Origin of the sequence: Nonomuraea guangzhouensis (genome assembly GCF_019396345.1) — a bacterium.
Lineage (GTDB): Bacteria > Actinomycetota > Actinomycetes > Streptosporangiales > Streptosporangiaceae > Nonomuraea > Nonomuraea guangzhouensis.
In genome coordinates, this window is record NZ_JAHKRM010000004.1 from 460,325 (window position 1) to 478,418 (window position 18,094).

General features: G+C 71.7%; 17 protein-coding genes and 1 pseudogene. 11 read left to right on the plus strand and 7 right to left on the minus strand.

What is annotated here, in order from left to right; genetic code table 11:
• Positions 1-3: 3 nt before the first annotated feature.
• From tal to pgl, 5 genes are all read left to right on the plus strand, one after another.
• On the plus strand, positions 4-1,095 hold the full coding sequence (tal, locus tag KME78_RS10390) for a transaldolase (protein WP_219528568.1): 1,092 nt from the start codon (positions 4-6) through the stop codon (positions 1,093-1,095).
• A complete protein-coding gene (locus KME78_RS10395; protein WP_219528569.1) occupies positions 1,095-2,708 on the plus strand; it encodes a phosphoglucose isomerase-related protein in 1,614 nt (537 codons plus the stop codon). The genes tal and KME78_RS10395 overlap by 1 nt, the downstream gene beginning before the upstream one ends.
• A 1-nt stretch (position 2,709) precedes the next feature.
• Positions 2,710-4,332 (plus strand): glucose-6-phosphate dehydrogenase, encoded by a 1,623-nt coding sequence (gene zwf / locus KME78_RS10400; protein WP_246650778.1) that lies wholly within the window; start codon positions 2,710-2,712, stop codon positions 4,330-4,332.
• A complete protein-coding gene (locus KME78_RS10405) occupies positions 4,332-5,246 on the plus strand; it encodes a glucose-6-phosphate dehydrogenase assembly protein OpcA (protein WP_219528570.1) in 915 nt (304 codons plus the stop codon). Before zwf ends, KME78_RS10405 begins: the two co-directional genes overlap by 1 nt.
• 81 nt (positions 5,247-5,327) lie before the next feature.
• A complete protein-coding gene (gene pgl, locus KME78_RS10410) occupies positions 5,328-6,101 on the plus strand; it encodes a 6-phosphogluconolactonase (protein ID WP_219528571.1) in 774 nt (257 codons plus the stop codon).
• A 6-nt stretch (positions 6,102-6,107) separates the two neighbouring features.
• On the opposite strand, the gene add is transcribed toward pgl, so the two are convergent.
• From add to KME78_RS10430, 4 genes are all read right to left on the minus strand, one after another.
• Complete coding sequence (gene add, locus KME78_RS10415; protein ID WP_219528572.1) at positions 6,108-7,127, minus strand: adenosine deaminase; 1,020 nt, start codon at positions 7,125-7,127, stop codon at positions 6,108-6,110.
• A gap of 80 nt (positions 7,128-7,207) precedes the next feature.
• The gene (locus KME78_RS10420; protein WP_219528573.1) at positions 7,208-7,780 is read right to left on the minus strand and encodes a TetR/AcrR family transcriptional regulator; all 573 of its coding nucleotides are present in this window, start codon (positions 7,778-7,780) and stop codon (positions 7,208-7,210) included.
• 11 nt (positions 7,781-7,791) lie between these two features.
• Positions 7,792-8,658 carry an oxidoreductase gene (locus tag KME78_RS10425; protein ID WP_219528574.1) on the minus strand — a complete coding sequence of 289 codons (867 nt, stop codon included), beginning with the start codon at positions 8,656-8,658 and terminating at the stop codon, positions 7,792-7,794.
• A 35-nt stretch (positions 8,659-8,693) separates the two neighbouring features.
• On the minus strand, positions 8,694-9,446 hold the full coding sequence (locus tag KME78_RS10430) for a hypothetical protein (protein WP_219528575.1): 753 nt from the start codon (positions 9,444-9,446) through the stop codon (positions 8,694-8,696).
• Positions 9,447-9,519: 73 nt separating this feature from the next.
• Here KME78_RS10430 and KME78_RS64090 point away from each other — a divergent pair.
• Positions 9,520-10,020, plus strand: a pseudogene (locus KME78_RS64090) (Clp protease N-terminal domain-containing protein); the annotation flags it as partial.
• Between the two features lie 117 nt (positions 10,021-10,137).
• On the opposite strand, the gene KME78_RS10440 reads toward KME78_RS64090, so the two are convergent.
• Positions 10,138-11,160, minus strand: a complete 1,023-nt coding sequence (locus KME78_RS10440) for a GNAT family N-acetyltransferase (RefSeq protein WP_219528577.1) — start codon at positions 11,158-11,160, stop codon at positions 10,138-10,140.
• Positions 11,161-11,256: 96 nt separating this feature from the next.
• On the opposite strand from KME78_RS10440, the gene KME78_RS10445 reads away from it, so the two are divergent.
• From KME78_RS10445 to KME78_RS10465, 5 genes are all read left to right on the plus strand, one after another.
• Positions 11,257-12,648 carry an NAD(P)/FAD-dependent oxidoreductase gene (locus KME78_RS10445; RefSeq protein WP_219528578.1) on the plus strand — a complete coding sequence of 464 codons (1,392 nt, stop codon included), beginning with the start codon at positions 11,257-11,259 and terminating at the stop codon, positions 12,646-12,648.
• Between the two features lie 25 nt (positions 12,649-12,673).
• Positions 12,674-14,278, plus strand: a complete 1,605-nt coding sequence (locus KME78_RS10450; protein WP_219528579.1) for an amidohydrolase — start codon at positions 12,674-12,676, stop codon at positions 14,276-14,278.
• A 72-nt stretch (positions 14,279-14,350) separates the two neighbouring features.
• Positions 14,351-14,806: a hypothetical protein gene (locus KME78_RS10455; RefSeq protein ID WP_219528580.1), complete on the plus strand. Its 456-nt coding sequence runs from the start codon at positions 14,351-14,353 to the stop codon at positions 14,804-14,806.
• Between the two features lie 27 nt (positions 14,807-14,833).
• A complete protein-coding gene (locus tag KME78_RS10460) occupies positions 14,834-15,604 on the plus strand; it encodes a hypothetical protein (RefSeq protein ID WP_219528581.1) in 771 nt (256 codons plus the stop codon).
• A complete protein-coding gene (locus KME78_RS10465; RefSeq protein WP_219528582.1) occupies positions 15,597-17,300 on the plus strand; it encodes a hypothetical protein in 1,704 nt (567 codons plus the stop codon). The genes KME78_RS10460 and KME78_RS10465 overlap by 8 nt, the downstream gene beginning before the upstream one ends.
• A 76-nt stretch (positions 17,301-17,376) precedes the next feature.
• Here the strand turns inward: KME78_RS10465 and KME78_RS10470 are convergent, their stop codons facing one another.
• The gene (locus KME78_RS10470; protein ID WP_214636247.1) at positions 17,377-17,721 is read right to left on the minus strand and encodes an RNA polymerase-binding protein RbpA; all 345 of its coding nucleotides are present in this window, start codon (positions 17,719-17,721) and stop codon (positions 17,377-17,379) included.
• A 68-nt stretch (positions 17,722-17,789) separates the two neighbouring features.
• Complete coding sequence (gene secG / locus KME78_RS10475) at positions 17,790-18,020, minus strand: preprotein translocase subunit SecG (protein WP_214636246.1); 231 nt, start codon at positions 18,018-18,020, stop codon at positions 17,790-17,792.
• Between the last annotated feature and the right edge of the window lie 74 nt (positions 18,021-18,094).

Genomic DNA, 18,094 nt, shown 5'->3' on the forward strand with positions numbered 1-18,094 from the left:
AAAATGAGTGAGATCCTCAACAAGCTCTCCGGCCAGGGCGTGTCCATCTGGCTGGACGACATCAGCCGGGAGCGGCTGCGCACGGGCAACCTGGAGCAGCTGATCCGCGAGAAGAACGTGGTGGGCGTCACCTCCAACCCGACCATCTTCGCTGGCGCGCTCAGCAAGGGCGACGCCTACGACGCCCAGCTGCACGACCTGGCCGTGCGTGGCGTCGAGATCGGCGAGGCCGTACGCGCCATCACCGCCTATGACATCCGCTGGGCCGCCGACGTGCTGCGCCCGGTCTACGACGCCACCGCCGGCGTCGACGGCCGCGTCTCGCTGGAGGTCGACCCCCGGCTGGCCCGCGAGAGCGAGAAGACCGTGGCCGAGGCCCGGGCGCTGTGGTGGCTGGTCGACCGGCCCAACCTGTTCATCAAGATCCCGGCGACGCTCGAGGGGCTGCCCGCGATCACGCAGGCGATCTCCGAGGGAATCAGCGTCAACGTCACGCTGATCTTCTCGCTGGAGCGCTACCGCGCGGTCATGGACGCCTGGCTGGCCGGTCTGGAGGCCGCCCAGGCCAAGGGCCTCAACCTGGGCACGATCGAGTCGGTGGCCTCGTTCTTCGTCAGCCGGGTCGACACCGAGATCGACAAGCGGCTCGACCAGCTCGGCCGGCCGGAGCTCAAGGGCAAGGCCGGCATCGCCAACGCGCGCCTGGCCTACGCCGCCTTCGAGGAAGTGATGAACTCCGAGCGCTGGCAGCGGCTGCGCGCCGCCGGTGCCCGCCCGCAGCGCCCGCTGTGGGCCTCGACCGGCGTCAAGAACCCCGACTACTCGCCCACGATGTACGTTGACCAGCTCGTCGCCCCCGGCACGGTCAACACGATGCCGGAGAAGACGCTCGACGCGACCGCCGCCGGCGCCGTCATCACCGGCGACACCGTGCGCCCCTTCTACGAGGACGCGTGGAACACCATGGCCGGGCTCAAGGAGGCGGGCGTCGACTACGACGACGTGGTCAAGGTGCTGGAGGACGAGGGCGTGGAGAAGTTCGAGACCTCCTGGAACGAACTCCTCGAGAGCGTCAGCAAGAACCTGGTCCCCTGATGACCGTCTCGTACCGCGAGGAGGGGGTGGCCGAGGCCGCCTCCTCCGCCGCGGGGCGGCTCGTCGCCGATGGCGTGCCCGCGCGGCTCGCCGCCGGCGATCCCACGCTGTGGGGCGCGGACGCGGAGGCGGTGGCGGCCGTCCGGCTGGGCTGGCTGACCCTGCCACGCACCTCGCGCGAGCTGCTGCCCGAGCTCGGCAAGCTGGCCGAGCGGGCGCGCGCCGAGGGCCTGACCAACGTGGTGCTGGCCGGCATGGGCGGCTCGTCGCTGGCGCCCGAGGTGATCTGCGCGACCGCCGACGTACCGCTGACCGTCCTGGACACCACCGACCCGGGCCAGGTGCGACGGGCGCTGGAGGAGCCGCTCGACACCACGATCCTGGTCGTGGCCAGCAAGAGCGGCTCGACGGTCGAGACCGACAGCCACCTGCGCGTCTACGAGGAGCTCTTCCGCGAGGCGGGCATCGACCCGGCCGGCCGGATCGTGGTCGTCACCGACCCGGGCTCGCCGCTGGAGCGGACGGCCGTGGACGCCGGCTACCCCGTGGTGCTGGCCGCGCCCGACGTGGGCGGCCGCTACTCGGCGCTGTCGGCGTTCGGCCTGGTGCCGAGCGCGCTGGCCGGAGCCGATGTGAAACGGCTGCTCGACGACGCCGAGGAGGTCCTGCCCCTGCTCTCGCTCGACACCGGCAACCCCGGGCTCGACCTGGGCGCGGCGCTCGGCGGAGCGGCGCTCGCCGGACGCGACAAGCTGATACTCGACGACCGGCTGTCCTCGATCAGCGGGCTGCCCGAGTGGATCGAGCAGCTCGTCGCCGAGTCCACGGGCAAGGACGGCGTGGGCATCCTGCCGGTGGTCGGCGCCGAGCCGAACGGCGCCCGTGACGAGCTGGTCGTCGGGATCGACTCCGACGACGGCGACGTGCGCGTCGAGGGGCCGCTCGGCGCGCAGTTCCTCATCTGGGAGTACGCCACGGCCGTGGCCGGGCTGCTGCTGGAGATCGACCCGTTCGACCAGCCGAACGTGGCCGAGTCCAAGGCCAGTACGGCCGCGCTGCTCGACATGGAGGCGTTGCCGCTGGGTGAGCCGGTGCTGGTCGACGGGCCCGTGGAGGTCTACGGCTCGACCAGCGCCAAGGATCTGCCCGGCGTGCTGAGCGAGCTGCTCCACGCGGTGCCCGATGACGGCTACCTGGCCGTGATGGCGTACCTGGACCGGCTGTCGGCCTTCGATGTGTTCGTCCCTGACGGCGCGGACTTCGAGCAGATGACCGACGCGTGGATGGCGGCCGACCCGGCCACGCTCCGGGCGCTGCTTGCCCTGCGCACCGACCGGCCGGTCACCTTCGGGTGGGGGCCGCGCTTCCTGCACTCCACCGGCCAATATCACAAGGGCGGCCCGCAGAACGGGGTGTTCCTGCTGATCACCGGCGCCGTGGCCGACGACGTGCCGGTGCCCGGCAGGCCGTACACGCTGGGTGAGCTTCAGCTCGCGCAGGCGCTCGGCGACCTCGGGGCACTGCTGCAGCGCGGGCGGCCGACCGTACGCCTGCATTTGACCGATCGCGCGGCTGGAGTCGCGTACCTGCTCGAAGCCGCACAGGAGGCTTGAGATGACAGAGCCCGAAGCACCTCCGGAGGAGGCCGCCCTTGACAGCACGGCGGCGGCCACGATAGCCACCTCAGCCGCGGGCACCTCCACCACCATCGAAGTGGCGGCCGCCAATCCGCTGCGCGATCCGCGCGACAAGCGGCTGCCCCGGGTGGCGGGACCTTGTGTCATGGTGCTGTTCGGCGTGACGGGAGACCTGGCCAAGCGCAAGCTGCTGCCGGCGATCTACGACCTGGGCAACCGGGGGCTGCTGCCGCCCGGTTTCTCGCTGGTCGGGTTCGCCAGGCGGGACTGGAAGGACCAGGACTTCGCCCAGGTGACCCATGACGCCGTCAAGGCGCATGCCAGGACGCCCTTCCGCGAGGAGGTCTGGAAGCAGCTGCGCGAGGGCATCCACTTCGTGCCCGGCGAGTTCTCCGACGACGGCGCGTTCGACGCGCTGGCGATGGCGCTGAAGGAGATCGACGAGACCCGGGGCACCGGCGGCAACTATGCGTTCTACCTGTCCGTGCCGCCGAAGTTCTTCCCCGTGGTGGTGGAGCAGCTCAAGCGGACCGGGCTGTCCGACGCGCCCGACGGGTCGTGGCGGCGCGTGGTGATCGAGAAGCCGTTCGGGCACGACCTGAAGTCGGCGCACGAGCTGAACGAGATCACCACCTCGGCCTTCCCGGAGAGCTCGATCTTCAGGATCGACCACTACCTGGGCAAGGAGACCGTCCAGAACATCATGGCCCTGAGGTTCGCCAACAACCTCTACGAGCCCATCTGGAACCGTAGCTACGTCGACCACGTGCAGATCACCATGGCCGAGGACATCGGCATCGGCGGCCGGGCCGGCTACTACGACGGCATCGGCGCGGCCCGCGACGTGATCCAGAACCACCTGCTCCAGCTGCTCGCCCTGGTGGCGATGGAGGACCCGACGTCCTTCGACGCCTCCGCGCTGCGCCGGGAGAAGGAGAAGGTGCTCAAGGCCGTGCGGCTGCCGTCCGACCTCGGGCTCAACACCGCCCGCGGACAATACGACGCGGGCTGGCAGGGCGGCGAGAAGGTGGTCGGCTACCTGCAGGAGGACGGCATCTCCGCCGACTCCATCACCGAGACGTACGCGGCCATCAAGCTGGAGATCGCCAACCGGCGCTGGGCGGGCGTGCCGTTCTACCTGCGTGCCGGCAAGCGCCTGGGCCGCCGGGTCACCGAGGTGGCCGTGGTGTTCCAGCGGGCGCCGCACCTGCCGTTCAGCAAGGACGACACCGAGATCCTCGGCCAGAACGCGCTGGTCATCAGGGTGCAGCCGGACGAGGGCATCACCGTGCGGTTCGGCTCCAAGGTGCCGGGCACGGCCATGGAGGTGCGCGACGTCTCGATGGACTTCGCCTACGGCGAGTCCTTCCTGGAGTCGTCCCCCGAGGCGTACGAGCGGCTGCTGCTCGACGTGATGATCGGCGACCCGCCGCTCTTCCCGCACCAGCGGGAGGTCGAGCTGTCGTGGAAGATCCTCGACCCGATCGAGGAGTTCTGGGCCACGCAGGGCCAGCCCGAGGGTTACCCGTCCGGCGCGTGGGGGCCGGAGTCCGCCGACGCGATGATGGCCCGTGACGGTCGTGTGTGGAGGAGACTCTGATGACCACCTTTATGCTCACCGACACGACGGCGGGGAAGATCTCCGCGCAGTTCACGCACCTGCGCCACCAGATGGGCGCGCCGGCGATAGGGATGGTGCTGACGCTGGTCGTGGTCTGCGAGGAGCGCGACCAGTACGACTCGCTCCGCGCGGCCAGCGAGGCGGCCCGCGAGCACCCCTCGCGCATCATCGTGGTGATCAACCGCGAGTCCGACGAGACCAACCGGCTCGACGCGGAGCTGCGCATCGGCGAGTCCACGCCGGGCGAGGTGGTCGTGCTGCGGCTGTACGGCGAGCTGACCGAGCACGCCGACTCGGTGGTCAGCCCGCTGCTGCTGCCCGACACGCCGGTCGTGGCCTGGTGGCCGGGCCTGGCGCCCGACGTGATGTCCAAGGACCCGATCGGGATGCTCGCCCAGCGGCGCATCTCCGACGCCAGGTCCGCGCACGACGGCGGGCTCAAGTCGCTGATGACCAGGGCCAAGGGCTACGCCCCCGGCGACACGGACCTGTCCTGGGCCCGGCTGACGCCGTGGCGCAGCCTGCTGGCGGCGGCGTTCGACCAGCCCGCGGGCCAGTTGCACAAGGGTTCCGTCGAGGCTTCCGAGGGCAACCCGAGCGCGCCGCTGCTGGCCGCGTGGCTGTCGGAACGCCTCGGCGCGCCGGTCAAGGTGGGCGAGTCCAGCGGGCCCGGCATCACCGCCGTACGGCTCACGATGACCGACGGCGAGCTGACGGTGTCCAGGAGCGACGCCAGGCTGGCGACGCTGACGCGGCCCGGCCAGCCGGACCGGATCGTGGCCCTGGCCCGGCGGCAGACCTCCGAGCTGCTGGCGGAGGAGCTGCGGCGGCTCGACTCCGACGAGATCTACGGGGTGGCGGTCAAGCGGCTGGCCCGCACGCACAAGTCCTGACCCCTCTCCCACCGGCCGGCGCGGGCCCTGTCCCGGGGGTCGCGCCCGGCCGGTGGGTGCCGATCGTGAAAGAGTGAGTTCGTGAGCGTTCCCAATGTGGTCGTCCATCGTGACGGCGACGTCCTCGCCAAGGCCGTGGCGGCGCGGATCATCACCCGGCTGGTCGACGTGCAGTCGGCCAAGGGGTCGGCGTCCCTGGTCCTGACCGGCGGCACGGTCGGCCACGCGACGCTGGCCGCGATCGCCGCCACGCCGGCGCGCGACGCGGTCGACTGGCACCGCCTCGACATCTGGTGGGGCGACGAGCGCTTCCTGCCGGCCGGTGACCCCGAGCGCAACGAGACGGGCGCCCGCAAGGCGCTCCTCGACCACGTCGAGCTCGACCCCGAGCGGGTGCACGTCATGCGCGGGCCCGACTCGGGGATGTCGGCGGAGGAGTCGGCCGAGTCCTACGCGGCCGAGCTGCGCAAGGCGGCCCGGCCGGAGGATCACGGACCGGTGCCCAACTTCGACGTGATGCTGCTCGGCATCGGGCCCGACGCGCACGTGGCGTCCCTGTTCCCCGGGATGCCGGCGCTGTACGACACGCGGCCCGTGGTGGCCGTCCACGGCGCTCCCAAGCCGCCGCCCACGCGCATCTCGCTGACGCTGCCGACGATCCAGGCCTCGCGCGAGGTGTGGGTGGTGGCGGCGGGCGAGGAGAAGTCAGGCGCCGTACGACTGGCGCTGTCCGACTCCGGGCCCGTCCAGGTGCCCGCGGCCGGGGCCAGGGGGCGGGGGCGGACGCTGTTCCTGCTCGACAGGACCGCCGCCGCCAAGCTCCCGCCGGGCCTGGGCCGCATCGCCTCCCCCTGAGCCGTATCAGCCGGTCAGCGCGTCGATCTCGGCCAGGAGCGCCTGCTTGCGCTCCGGCGCCAGGAAGGACGCGTGCACGCCGTTGCGGGCGAGCCGGGCCAGTTCCGGCTCGCCGAGGCCGAACACGCGCGCGGCGACGCGGTACTCCCCGGCCAGGGTGGTGGCGAACATGGGCGGGTCGTCGCTGTTCAGCGTGACGAACAGCCCCTCCTCCAGCAGCCTGGGCAGCGGGTGGTCCTCGATGCGGGCCACCTGCCCGGTGCAGACGTTCGACGTCGGGCAGACGTCCAGCGGGAGCTGCCTCTCGCGCAGGTAGGCCACCAGGCGCGGGTCCTGGAGGCAGGAGATGCCGTGGCCGATGCGCTCGGCGCCCAGCCCTTCGATGACCTCCCAGACGCTCTCGGGACCGGTCATCTCGCCGCCGTGCGGCACGCTGTGCAGGCCCGCCGCGCGCGCCGCCGCGAAGGCGTCCCGGTAGGCGTCACGGTACCGCGGGCGGCTCTGCTCGATCCCGCCCAGGCCGAAACCTACCAATGCGGCGGGAGGTTCCTCCAAGGCGTGCATGACCGTGATCTTGGCCGCCTCCTCGCCGAACTCGCCGGGGATGTCGAAGATGTAGGCCATCTCCACGCCGTGGTCGGTCGCGGACCGGCGGGCGGCCAGGTCGAGCGCCTCGGTGACCTCGCGCATGGGCATCCCGACGATGCTGTGGGCGTACGGGGTGACCTGCAGCTCGGCGTAGCGGGCGCCCTGGGAGGACAGGTCGCGGGCCAGGCCGAGCACGAGGGTGGCGACGTCCTCCGGCTCGCGGACCAGCGCGTTGACGGCTCCGTACACCTGCGCGAAGTGGGGGAAGTCGCGGAAGGCGTAGAAGGCGCGCAGTTCCTCCTCCGTCGTGGGGACCGGGCCGCCCGGGTGGCGGCGGGCGAGCTCCAGGACGGTGGCCACGGAGGCGGAGCCGACCAGGTGTACGTGCAGCTCTACCTTGGGCAGGGCGTCGATGAAGGCGTCGGTGGGGGTCGTCATGGCGACGACCATAAGCCCGCTATTTCACCCCAAAACAGAGTTTGAGGCGAAATTTCACACAAAAATGTGAGGTTCCGCGCTCATTGCGACCAGGCGTGGACCAGTGGCAGCAGGACCGTGTCCACCGAGTCCGCGACGAAGGAGTCGTCGAACAGCGGCCCGAGGAAGATCATGCGGTGCCAGACCAGCGCCTCCGCCACCCCGAACAGCCGGCCCGGATCCACCGGCCCCGGCAGGTCGCCGCGCTCCCTGGCCCGCTCCAGCAGCGCCGCCACCCCGCCCAGATCCTTGGCCGGCATGTGCTCGCGCAGCGTCCTGGCCAGCTCCTGGTGGGAGACCAGCGTCGACGACAGCCCCATGATGAGGCCGTGCTTGCGTTCGACGGACCCGCACAGGCCGCCGAACACCGAGGCGAGATCGCCGCGCAGCGAACCGGTGTCGTCGGCGGCCGGCGTGTCCATGTCGAACCGGCGGCAGATGACGTCGACCACCAGCTCCGGCTTGCCCGCCCACCGGCGGTAGATGGTGGCCTTGCTGGCCTTGGCCCGCCTGGCGATCTGATCGACCGACATGCGGTCGTAGCCCATCTCCGACAGCAGCGCCAGCGTCGCGTCGAGGATGGCCCGCTCCCGCTCGGGGTCGAGTGGTGCCACGTGCCCGTCCTTCAGCTGTAGGTGATCTCGTCGAATCGTACGCCGGTCAGCCGCGTGGACACGTCCCACAGCTCGGCGGCGAGCTGCTCGGAGCGGGCCGCCTTCGACGGCGTGAGCAGCTGGGTCTTGGGACCGACGAACTCCCCGCCGTGGATCTCCGGCGAGGTGGCCGCGTACAGGGAGGACACCGCACCGGCCGCCGCGCCCTTCAGGAACACCCCCACGAGGGGCTGTAGCGGCCCCAGCGTGAAGAAGTTGGTGGCCGTGGCACCAGGGTGGGTGGCGACGCTGACCAGGTCCACCTGGGACCGCTGAGCGCGTCGCTGGAGCTCCAGGGTGAAGAGCAGATTGGCCAGCTTGGAGCGGCCGTAGGAGCTCATCTTCTTGTAGCCACGCTCCAGGCCCAGGTCGTCGAAGTCCAGCCTGCCCATTTTGTGCGCGTCGCTGGAGACGTTGACCACCCGCGCGCCGGGCCGCGACAGCAGCAGGGGCAGCAGCAGGCCGGTGAGCGCGAAGTGGCCCAGGTGATTGGTGCCGAACTGCATCTCGAAGCCGTCACGGGTCAGCTGTCGCGGGATCATGCCGACGCCCGCGTTGTTGACCAGCAGGTCCACCCGGTCGACGCCGGCCGCGAAGCTCCTGACCGATGCGAGGTCGGCCAGGTCCAGCGTGCCGTGCTCGACCTCGGCGCCGGGGACGGCCCGGCGGATCTCCGCCACGGCCGCGCCGCCCTTCGCGGCCGAGCGGGTGGCCACGACGACGCGGGCGCCGTGTCTGGCGAGCTCGAGCGCGGTGGGCAGGCCGATGCCGCTGTTGGCGCCGGTCACGATGGCCGTCTTGCCGCTCAGGCCGGGCATGTCGGCGGGGGTCCAGGTCATCACCACTCCAGGTGTACGGAACCGTTTCGTACACTCTAACGCTCCGCCCGCTGCCGCGCGTGCCGCTCCTCCCGTTGGGCGACCTCCAGCCGCTGGGTGCTCTCGGCGAGCCTCTTGCGGGCCTTGGCCAGCTTCCGCTCCAGCCCGGCGACCCGCTCGGCGCGCTCGTCGTGCTCCTTCCCGGCCTGCTCCAGGGCGGCGACCCACTCCTGGTGGGCGTTGCGCGCCTCCTGACGTTCGGCGGCCTTCCTGGCCTCGGCCTCTTCCCGCCGGTTCGCCTCGGCGGCCGAGTCCACCGGCCTTTTGGCAGGTCTGCCGCGCGGCACCGGGGCCGGGGCGAAGCCGCTGTAGCTGAGCGGCTTGGCCAGCCGGCCCCGCCGTACCTCCTCGGCCGCGCCCGCGTCCACGACGGCGGCGTCGAGCGTCTGCTCGGCCTCGGCCGCCGCGGCGGCCGACAGAGCGGCGTCCCGCCTGATCAGCCGGGACAGGGCCCCCGCCAGCTCGCCGCGCCGCCGGGTCAGCTCCGCCAGCGCCTCGGCGTCGTGCGCCTCCCACGCCTCGCGCAACCGCGCCCCGAGCGCCAGCAGCTCACCGAGGTCGTCCGGATGCTCGCGGACCAGCCGGTTCACGGCCGCGGCGGACACCGTGGGCTTACGCAGCCCGGCGATGTCGCGGGCCAGCCGTACGTCGCCCGCGTCCTTGGCGGTACGGGCCTCGGCCGCGCGTGCGGCGGTGAACTCGGACGGCGGGAGCGCATACAGGCGACCGGCCACCTCGTCAAGATCCACACTGGTCAAATACCCCACATCGGCTGGTTTGTAGCGCATAGTGGAGGCACGCCACTCGAACGGAGGACCACCGGTGTTCGAGCGCTTCACCGACCGTGCCCGAAGGGTCGTCGTCCTCGCCCAGGAAGAGGCGCGGATGCTGAGCCACGACTACATCGGCACGGAACACATCCTGCTCGGCCTCATCCACGAGGGCGAGGGCGTGGCGGCGCTGACGCTCGACAGCCTCGGCGTCGAGCTGGGGACCGTGCGCGCGTACGTCGAGCGCGAAGTCGGCCAGGGCGACACGGCGCCGAGCGGGCACATCCCGTTCACCCCGCGCGCCAAGAAGGTCCTGGAGCTCTCGCTGCGCGAGGCCCTGCAGCTGCGCCACAACTACATCGGCACCGAGCACATCCTGCTCGGGGTGATCAGGGAGGGCGAGGGGCTCGCCGTCCGCGCGATCGTGGATCGCGGCGTGGAGCTGGGCGACCTGCGGCACCGCGTGCTCACCCGGCTCGGCCAGGGGCCGAAGGAGCGGCCGAGTGAGATGTTCTTCGCCGCCGGCTCGATGCTCGGCGAGCGGCTCACCCAGATCCAGGAGAGCCTCGACCGGATCGAGCGCCACCTGGGCATCCAGCGGCCCGACCAGGCGCCGCCCGCCCCGGAATCCGCAGAGCGGGAATCCGGGCCGGACGAAGGCGAGCGGGAGTCAGGCTGACGCCAGGGCGCCGACCGGCAGCCTGGCCTCGATCACGCCCGGGTCCTCGGTGTAGCCGAGCGTGGCGCCCAGCGACAGCAGGAGCCGCCGCATCCGTACGTTGTCGGACAGCATCGTGGCCCTGACCTCGGCGTAGCCGAGATCACGCGCCTCGCGCACCAGCGATCGGGCCAGAGCCGTGCCCAGACCGCGCCCCTGCCAGCGGTCCTCGACCAGGAAGGCCATCTCGGCGATGCCGGGATCGGGAGTGAACATCAAGGAGGCCATGGCCACCACCTGGCCGTCGTGCCCGCCGACGATCGAGTGGCCGCGGCTGCGGTCGCAGAGCCGGTCGAACATCCGCGCCGGCAGCGCGGGCATCGAGGTGAAGTAGCGGAACCTGCGGGCCTCGGGAGAGCACCTGTCGTGCAGGTCGCGTACGGCCTCGCGGTAGATCGAGGTGAGCGGCCGGACCGTGACCTCTTCACCGTCGCTCAGCCTGATCACGGGCTCGCCGGCGCTCTGCTCCACCGGCGGCTGCGCGAGCCGGACGAAGGAGGCCGCCCTGGCCGCCTCGGTCAGCGTGAAGGGCAGCTCGGCGCGGCGCAGACGGACGGCCCGCTTGGCCGCTACGGGCACCACGAGCAGGGTCGGGTCGGGAAGATCACTCACGGCTTCACCATAGATCCACCGGGCATCGTCGGCGCGCAGCAGCTCGGCCAGGAACTCCGGCAGCCGCCACGGCATGGTCCGCAACCGGGAGGCGAGCAGCAGCGCGCGGGTGGGCTCGTCGGTCAGCTCGTGCGCCGTGGCGGGGACCACCTGGACCCGGCGTCCACCCGCCGCCTCCAGGGCCTCGCGCACCGCCTCCGGGCCGGCCGGGATGTCGGCGACGAACTCGTCGACGGTGCCATCCGCATCCGACTGGACGCTCAGGCCGAGGATGTTGCCGCCCTTGTCGGCCAGGGCCGCGGCCAGGGAGGCCAGCCGTCCCGGACGCTCGTCCACCGTCGTGCGAATGCGCAAGAATCCCATACGAAGAGGATGCCGGGGAGGTGTTACCTGTCCGCTACCGCCGTGTTTCGAATGCGAGTTTCGTAGGGAGTTGCGGCGTATAGGAGGATAACGGCCATGAACGGGCAAGTCTCCTTGTCGTCCGGATTCGTGAACGGCGACGTCTCCTTCTGGTACCGCTCTTCCGGCGTGCCGTCCCCTGGTCCACGCCTCGACGGCGACCTCCAGGCGGACGTCGTGATCGTCGGTGCGGGCTACACGGGACTGTGGACCGCCTACTACCTCAAGCAGGCGCGGCCGTCACTGAACGTGGTGGTGCTGGAGAAGGACTTCGCCGGGTTCGGGGCCTCGGGGCGCAACGGCGGCTGGCTGACCGGTGACCTGGCCGGATCGCACCAGCGCTATGCCGCGACGCACGGGGCGGAGGCGGCGCGGCGGCTGCAGCGCGAGATGTACGCCTCGATCGACGAGGTGATCGGGGTCTGCGAGAAGGAGGCCATCGACGCCGACGTCGTCAAGGGCGGCGTGGTCAACGTGGCCCGCACTCCCGCCCAGGCGGCGCGGCTGCGGGCCTCGGTGTCGGCCGCCCGCGCCTGGGGCATCGAGGAGAGCGACCTGCGGCTGGTCGATCCCGCGGAGCGGCTGCGGGTGGCGGGGGCCGTGGCCGCCTCCTGGAGCCCGCACTGCGCGCGGGTCCAGCCCGCCAAGCTGGTACAGGGGCTGGCGCGGGCCGTACGCGAGCTCGGGGTGACCGTCTACGAGCGGACGCCGGTCACGGAGATCGCCCCGGGGCGGGCCGTGACGCCGTTCGGGACGGTCCGGGCGCGTCACGTGCTCCGCGCGACCGAGGGGTTCACCTCGCGGCTGAAGGGGCTGCGGCGGCAGTGGCTGCCGATGAACAGCTCGCTGATCGTCACCGAGCCGCTGCCGGCCTCCTTCTGGGAGACGGTCGGCTGGCAGGGGTCGGAGCTGCTCGGGGACATGGCCCACTACTACATGTACGCGCAGCGGACCGCCGACGACCGCATCGGCTTCGGCGGGCGCGGCCGGCCGTACCTGTACGGTTCGCGGGTGGACGCCAGGGGGCACACGCACGAGCGGACCGTCGAGGCGCTCTGGAAACTGCTGATCGACTTCTTCCCCGCCGCGGCCTCCTCCTCGGTGGCGCACGCGTGGTCGGGGGTGCTGGGGGTGCCGCGCGACTGGTGCTCCACCGTGCACGTGGACCCGGCCACCGGCCTCGGCTGGGCGGGCGGCTACACCGGGCACGGGGTGACGACGGCCAACCTGGCCGGCCGTACGCTGCGGGACCTCGTCCTGGGCGAGCGGACGGCGCTGACCGCGCTGCCGTGGGTGGGGCGCCGGGTGCGGGCCTGGGAGCCGGAGCCGCTGCGCTGGCTGGGGGTGCACACGATGTACCGGTTGTACCGGATGGCCGATCATCGGGAGCGGTCGATGCCGGGCACGTCCGTGCTGGCCCGCGTGGCCGACCTCATCACCGGTCACTGACCTTTCATCGAGATCTGGGAGCACCATGCACACGCTCTTCCGAGGGGGACGCGTCTTCACCGCGAAGACCGGTTTCGCCGAGGCCGTGCTGGTCCGCGATGGCGTGATCGCCGCCGTGGGCGACGAGCGGGAGCTGGTACGGCTGGCGCCGGGCCACGAGACCGTGGACCTGGAGGGCGGCCTGCTGGTGCCCGGGTTCACCGATGCTCATATACATCCGGTGCAGGCGGGCCTGGAGCGCGCCAAGTGCGATCTATCCGAAATTTACGGACTCGATGCCTACTTGGCGAAGATCGCCGACTATGCGGCGAAAAATCTGGAAAAAGAGTGGATCGACGGCGGCGGGTGGGACATGTCGGCCTTCCCGGGTGGGTTGCCGCACCGCGACCAGCTCGCCTTCGCCGACCGGCCCGTCTACCTCATCCAGCGTGACCACCATGCCGCCTGGGTCAACGCCCGCGCCCTGGAGCTGGCCGGCGTCACCGCCGCCACCCCCGACCCCGCCGACGGCCGGATCGAGCGCGACGCCGACGGCACGCCCAGCGGCGTCCTGCACGAAGGCGCGATGGACCTCGTCGGCCTGCTCACCCCCCGCCCCGCCGCCCAGGAGCTGGACCGGGCGCTGGCGGAGGCGGAGCGCCACCTGTTCTCGCTCGGCATCACCGGCTGGCAGGACGCCATCGTCGGCTCGTACGCGGGCTCGGTGGACCAGCTGCCCACGTACGTGTCGGCGGCCGGCTCCGGCAGGCTGCGGGCCCGCGTGGTGGGCGCGCTGTGGTGGGACCGGACCCGTGGTCTCGAGCAGCTCGACGACCTGGCCGCGCGGCGCGCCTCGGCGGAGGGGCTGGACCGGTTCCGCGCGACCTCGGTGAAGATCATGCAGGACGGCATCACGGAGAACTTCACGGCCGCGACGCTGGAGCCCTACTGCCTCTGCGGCGGCACGGGCCTGTCCTACGTCGACCCGGCCAAGCTGAGGACGTACGTGGCGGAGCTGGACCGGCTCGGCTTCCAGGTGCACGTCCACGCGATCGGTGAGCGGGCCGTCCGCGAGGCGCTCGACAGCTTGGAAGGCACCTCCCCCGCCAACCGGCACCACATCGCCCACCTGCAGATCATCGAGCCGTCGGACGTGCCGCGCTTCGCCGCGCTCGGCGTGACGGCCAACCTGCAGCCGCTCTGGGCGACCCACCATGCGCAGATGGACGAGCTGACGCTGCCGTTCCTGGGCGAGCCCCGCTCGTCGTGGCAGTACCCCTTCGCCGACCTGCTCGCCCACGGCACGAGGTTCTGCGCGGGCAGCGACTGGCCGGTCTCGAGCGCCGATCCGCTGCAGGGCGTGCACGTGGCCGTCAACCGCACCGAGCCCGGCGGCTCGGTGCACGCCGGCTACCCGACGGCGCAGACCCCGTTCCTGCCCGGCCAGCGCCTCGACCTGGCGACCGCGCTGACGGCGTACACGGCGGGCTCGGCCTGGATCAATCGCTCACCCGCCGGCGTGATCGAGCCGGGCCGCCCGGCGGACCTGGTCGTCCTGGACCGCGACCCGTTCGAGCTGCCGGAGCGCGACATCTGGACGACTCGGGCGCGCATGACGTTCGTGGACGGCGTCGCCGTACACGAGGGATGACCGCGCGATCCGGTCCTCCAGAACGCGCACCCTTCCCGGGTACGGTCGCCTCCGACTCGAACGGAGGCTGACATGGTGATGCGGCGAACGTGGGCCGTCGCGGCGCTCGCCTGCGCGATGACGGTGACCATTCCCGGAGTCGCCCAGGCGACGAGCCGGCGAAGCCAGGACGTGGTCATCACGTCCAGGCGCGGCTGGCAGGACACCGGGATCTACGTGTTCGGCGGCGACCTCGTCCGGGTCCAGCAGGTGGGCGGGAGCTGGACGGTCGACCACAACTCCTTCCCGTGGGTGGGAGCCAGCGGGTACGACTGGGACACCGACTCCCATATCTACCAGGGCTGCAAGATCCGCGACGACTCCCCGTACGCCCGGCTCCTGTCCCGGGTCAAGAGCGGCTCGCGGGCCCTGGGCGCGCGCCGGAGCTGGCGGGCCACGACCAGCGGCCGGCTGCTCATGAGGATCAACGATCAGGACCGCTGCCTCGGCGACAACGCGGGCGCGCTGGTCATCAGGATCTGGCACTAGCCGGCGGGGCCGGAGTCTAATGACCGTGTGACGGGGACACACGGCAAGCGCGTGGTCGTCGTGGACGACGACGACATCAGCCGCACCGGCATCGTCGCCATCCTGTCGGAGACACCGGGTGTGGAGGTGGTCGCGGGACTCGGCCACCGGGCGGCGGCCGGCTGGTCGTACGAGGGCGTCGACGTCGTGCTGGTGGACGCCGCCGACGAGCGGTGCCCCGACGACCACTTCCCCGGTGTGGCGGTCGTCGAGGCCGTCCGCCGGGTCCGGAGCCGCCGCCAGACCACGGTCATCGTGCTCACCGGCCACTTCCTCGACGGCGCGGTCCGGCGGCGCATGCGGGAGGCCAGGGCCGACTACTTCTACCACCGCAGCCAGCTCGGCGACGCGGCCCGCCTGCGCGCCGCCGTCCTCGCCCCCTCGGGAGCCGTGCCCGGACCCGCCGACCCCGAGGAGGAGATCAGGCTCGGCGTCTCGGCCGCCAGCCGGGTCAACGCGGCCGTGGCGCACGCCCTGGCGGAACACCTGCCGGAACGGCTGGGCGAACGGGCCGGCCCCCGGTCGCGGGCCTGGCTCCGATTACGCGAGCGGTTCAACCGGCAGGCCCGGCTCGCGGCGATGACCGCCGACGGCCGGGTTCCGGACCGCGCCCAGTCGCTGCCGTCACTGCCGCAGATCGCCCGGTTCCTGACGTGGGCGACAAGAGTGAAAACGCCCCCGCCCCCGTCACCTCCGCTGCAACCCCTGCCCCCGCCCTCACCATCGCCACCGCCACCTCCGTCGCCATCGGATGAGTGAACCGCTCAGCGGAACCGCGCGGTCCACCTCCTTCACCGCGATCCGCCTGTTCCTCAACCTGCGGCTGGCCTCGCGGGTGACGATCTGCGTGACCCTCTGGAAGACCCTCACGCCGCCCGTGGCGGCCCTCACCCTGCTCGCCTCGTGCCTGTACGACGTGCTGGTGTTCCTCGCTCTCAGACGCCACAGGATCCCCGCCCCGGTACGGCTGGCGCTGGACGTCGCCGACGTGGCCGTCTGGTCCGCACTCGCCGGTGACCCGATCGACGCCCCCGCCCTGCTGGCCGCGCCCCTGGCGTACGAGCTGGCCCTGGAGCGCGGCTGGGCGGCACTGGCCGTTCCCCTCGCCTCTGGGGCGGTGACCAACGTGGCGCTGACCGTGGCGGGCTGGCCGTACAGTCTCGCGCCCTTCCTCTGGCCCGCCGGCGGCGTGGCGGGCGGCGTGTTCATCGGCCGCTACCTGCGCGGGCGCCTGCGGCAGCGGCTCCGCGTGGCCGCGGCGGAGCGGCAGGCCGCCAGGAGCCAGGCCGAACTGGCCGGCCGGCACAGCGTGGCCATGGGCGCCGACACCGTGGTGGACCTGCTGACCCGCACCTGGCCGCTGCTGGCGGGGCCGGGCCGCCCGGTGGCGTCACCTCTGTCGGCCTGGCGGCAACGGCTGGCGGAGGAGACGGCCGACCACGCCGAGTACCTGGCGGTCGCGTTGCTGCGCTGGGAACAGCGCCACAACCTGGCCGATCCGGACCTCTCCCGCGACGTGGAGTTCCGCCCCTCGGCCGGGAGCGGCTCGCTGCTGCTCTCCCCCGCGCAGACCGCCGCGCTGCACGACACCCTGGCTCGCCTGGCCCCCACGGGCGTGCTCAGCGTCACCGCGGACCAGCCGCGGCCACTCGGACGACGGCAGGAGCTGCGCATCGGCTCCAGAAGGGTGGTGCTGCCCGAGGATGCCCGCCCGAACACTCCACCGTTCGACGCGGGACCGATCGCCATCGCGCTGGGCGCCATCGGTTCACTCAGCCACTCGTGGCGCGACATGGACGGCGTGCCGCTCCCGGCCGGCGCGGCCCTCACGCTGACCGGGCTGCTGGTCGCGCTCTGGGCGCACCGGAGCATCGTCGTCCGGGGCACGGCGGCGCACGCGCGGGTGCTGGCCGCGGGGCTCTGCTTCGGCGCGGTGGACGCGCTGGTCTCGACGTCGCTCATGCGCACGATGGCCGCCGGGGGGCTCACCCGGATGCCGTTCCTGCACTCGATGCTCTTCGCCGTCCCGCTGACGGTCGTGTACTGGCGCGACCTGGGGCTGGGACGACGGATCGCGGCCGTGGCCTGGCTGGCGTCGATCCTCGCGGTGTGCGGGTGGCTGCTGCCCGTACCGCTGCACTGGACCGACCTGGCGGGGCTGGTGTGGCCGCTGGCGTTCACCATCGGCGCCTCGGGAGTGCGCGACCTGCTGGACCTGGACACCACGGGGGTGGACCACGAACTGGCCGCCGAGCAGGCCGCCGCCGTACGCGAGGGCTACCTCAGCGGCCGAGCCGACGTACTGCGGCTGGTGGAACAGGTCACGGAGGAAGCCGCCCACCGCCTGACCACGGACCGGGACTCGCTCGACCCGCGCTTCCTCCCGGAGCTCGAACGCCGCCTGGACCAGGTCCGCGAACGCGTCTCGGCCTTACGACGCCAACCAGGCTCCTGAACATCAGTAGGGCCCCGGCGCGGTGCCGGGGCCCTACTGACATACGTACTTCTGAGCTAACAAGATCCTGCTATTCCTACCAGGGAGACTTGTTGTTGCGGAGACGCTCCAGCGCTTCCTCGAGGATCGCCTTGCCGTCCTTGTCGCTCCTGCGCTCCTTCACATAAGCGAGGTGCGTCTTGTACGGCTCGTTCCGGGGCGGGGCAGGCGGGGCCTGCTCGTCCTGGCCGGCCGGGAGACCGCAGCGTGGGCAGTCCCACATTTCGGGCACCGCCGCATCGCTGGCGAAGCTGGGACGCGTCTCATGCATGTTGGCGCACCAGAACGAGACCCGCACTCTCGGAGCTGCCTCGCCGCGCTCGGCCTCCCCCATCGGGCCGGCGCCGACACGGCTGCCACGGATCGCGTTGCCACTACCCACGGATGAACTCCTCGCTCGATCGCCCCGTGACACACGGGGGGAGAATCACTGTCACGCGTCAACCTGACTCAGGGCCGCAGGAGCAGGCCCAGAGCGATGATGCAGACGAACCAGACGGTGCCCGTGATGACGGTCAGCCGGTCGAGGTTACGCTCCACCACCGAGGAACCACCGAAGTTCGACGAGAAACCGCCGCCGAACATGTCAGACAAGCCGCCACCCTTGCCCTTGTGGAGCAGGACGAGCAGGATCATGAGACAGCTCGCCAAGATGAGGGCGATGGAGATTCCGATTTCCACGGTATGCCTAGTCCTTCAATGCTCTGTCACGCGTGACGATTCAAACTTGCCTCTAGAGGGTACGGCTTGTTGTC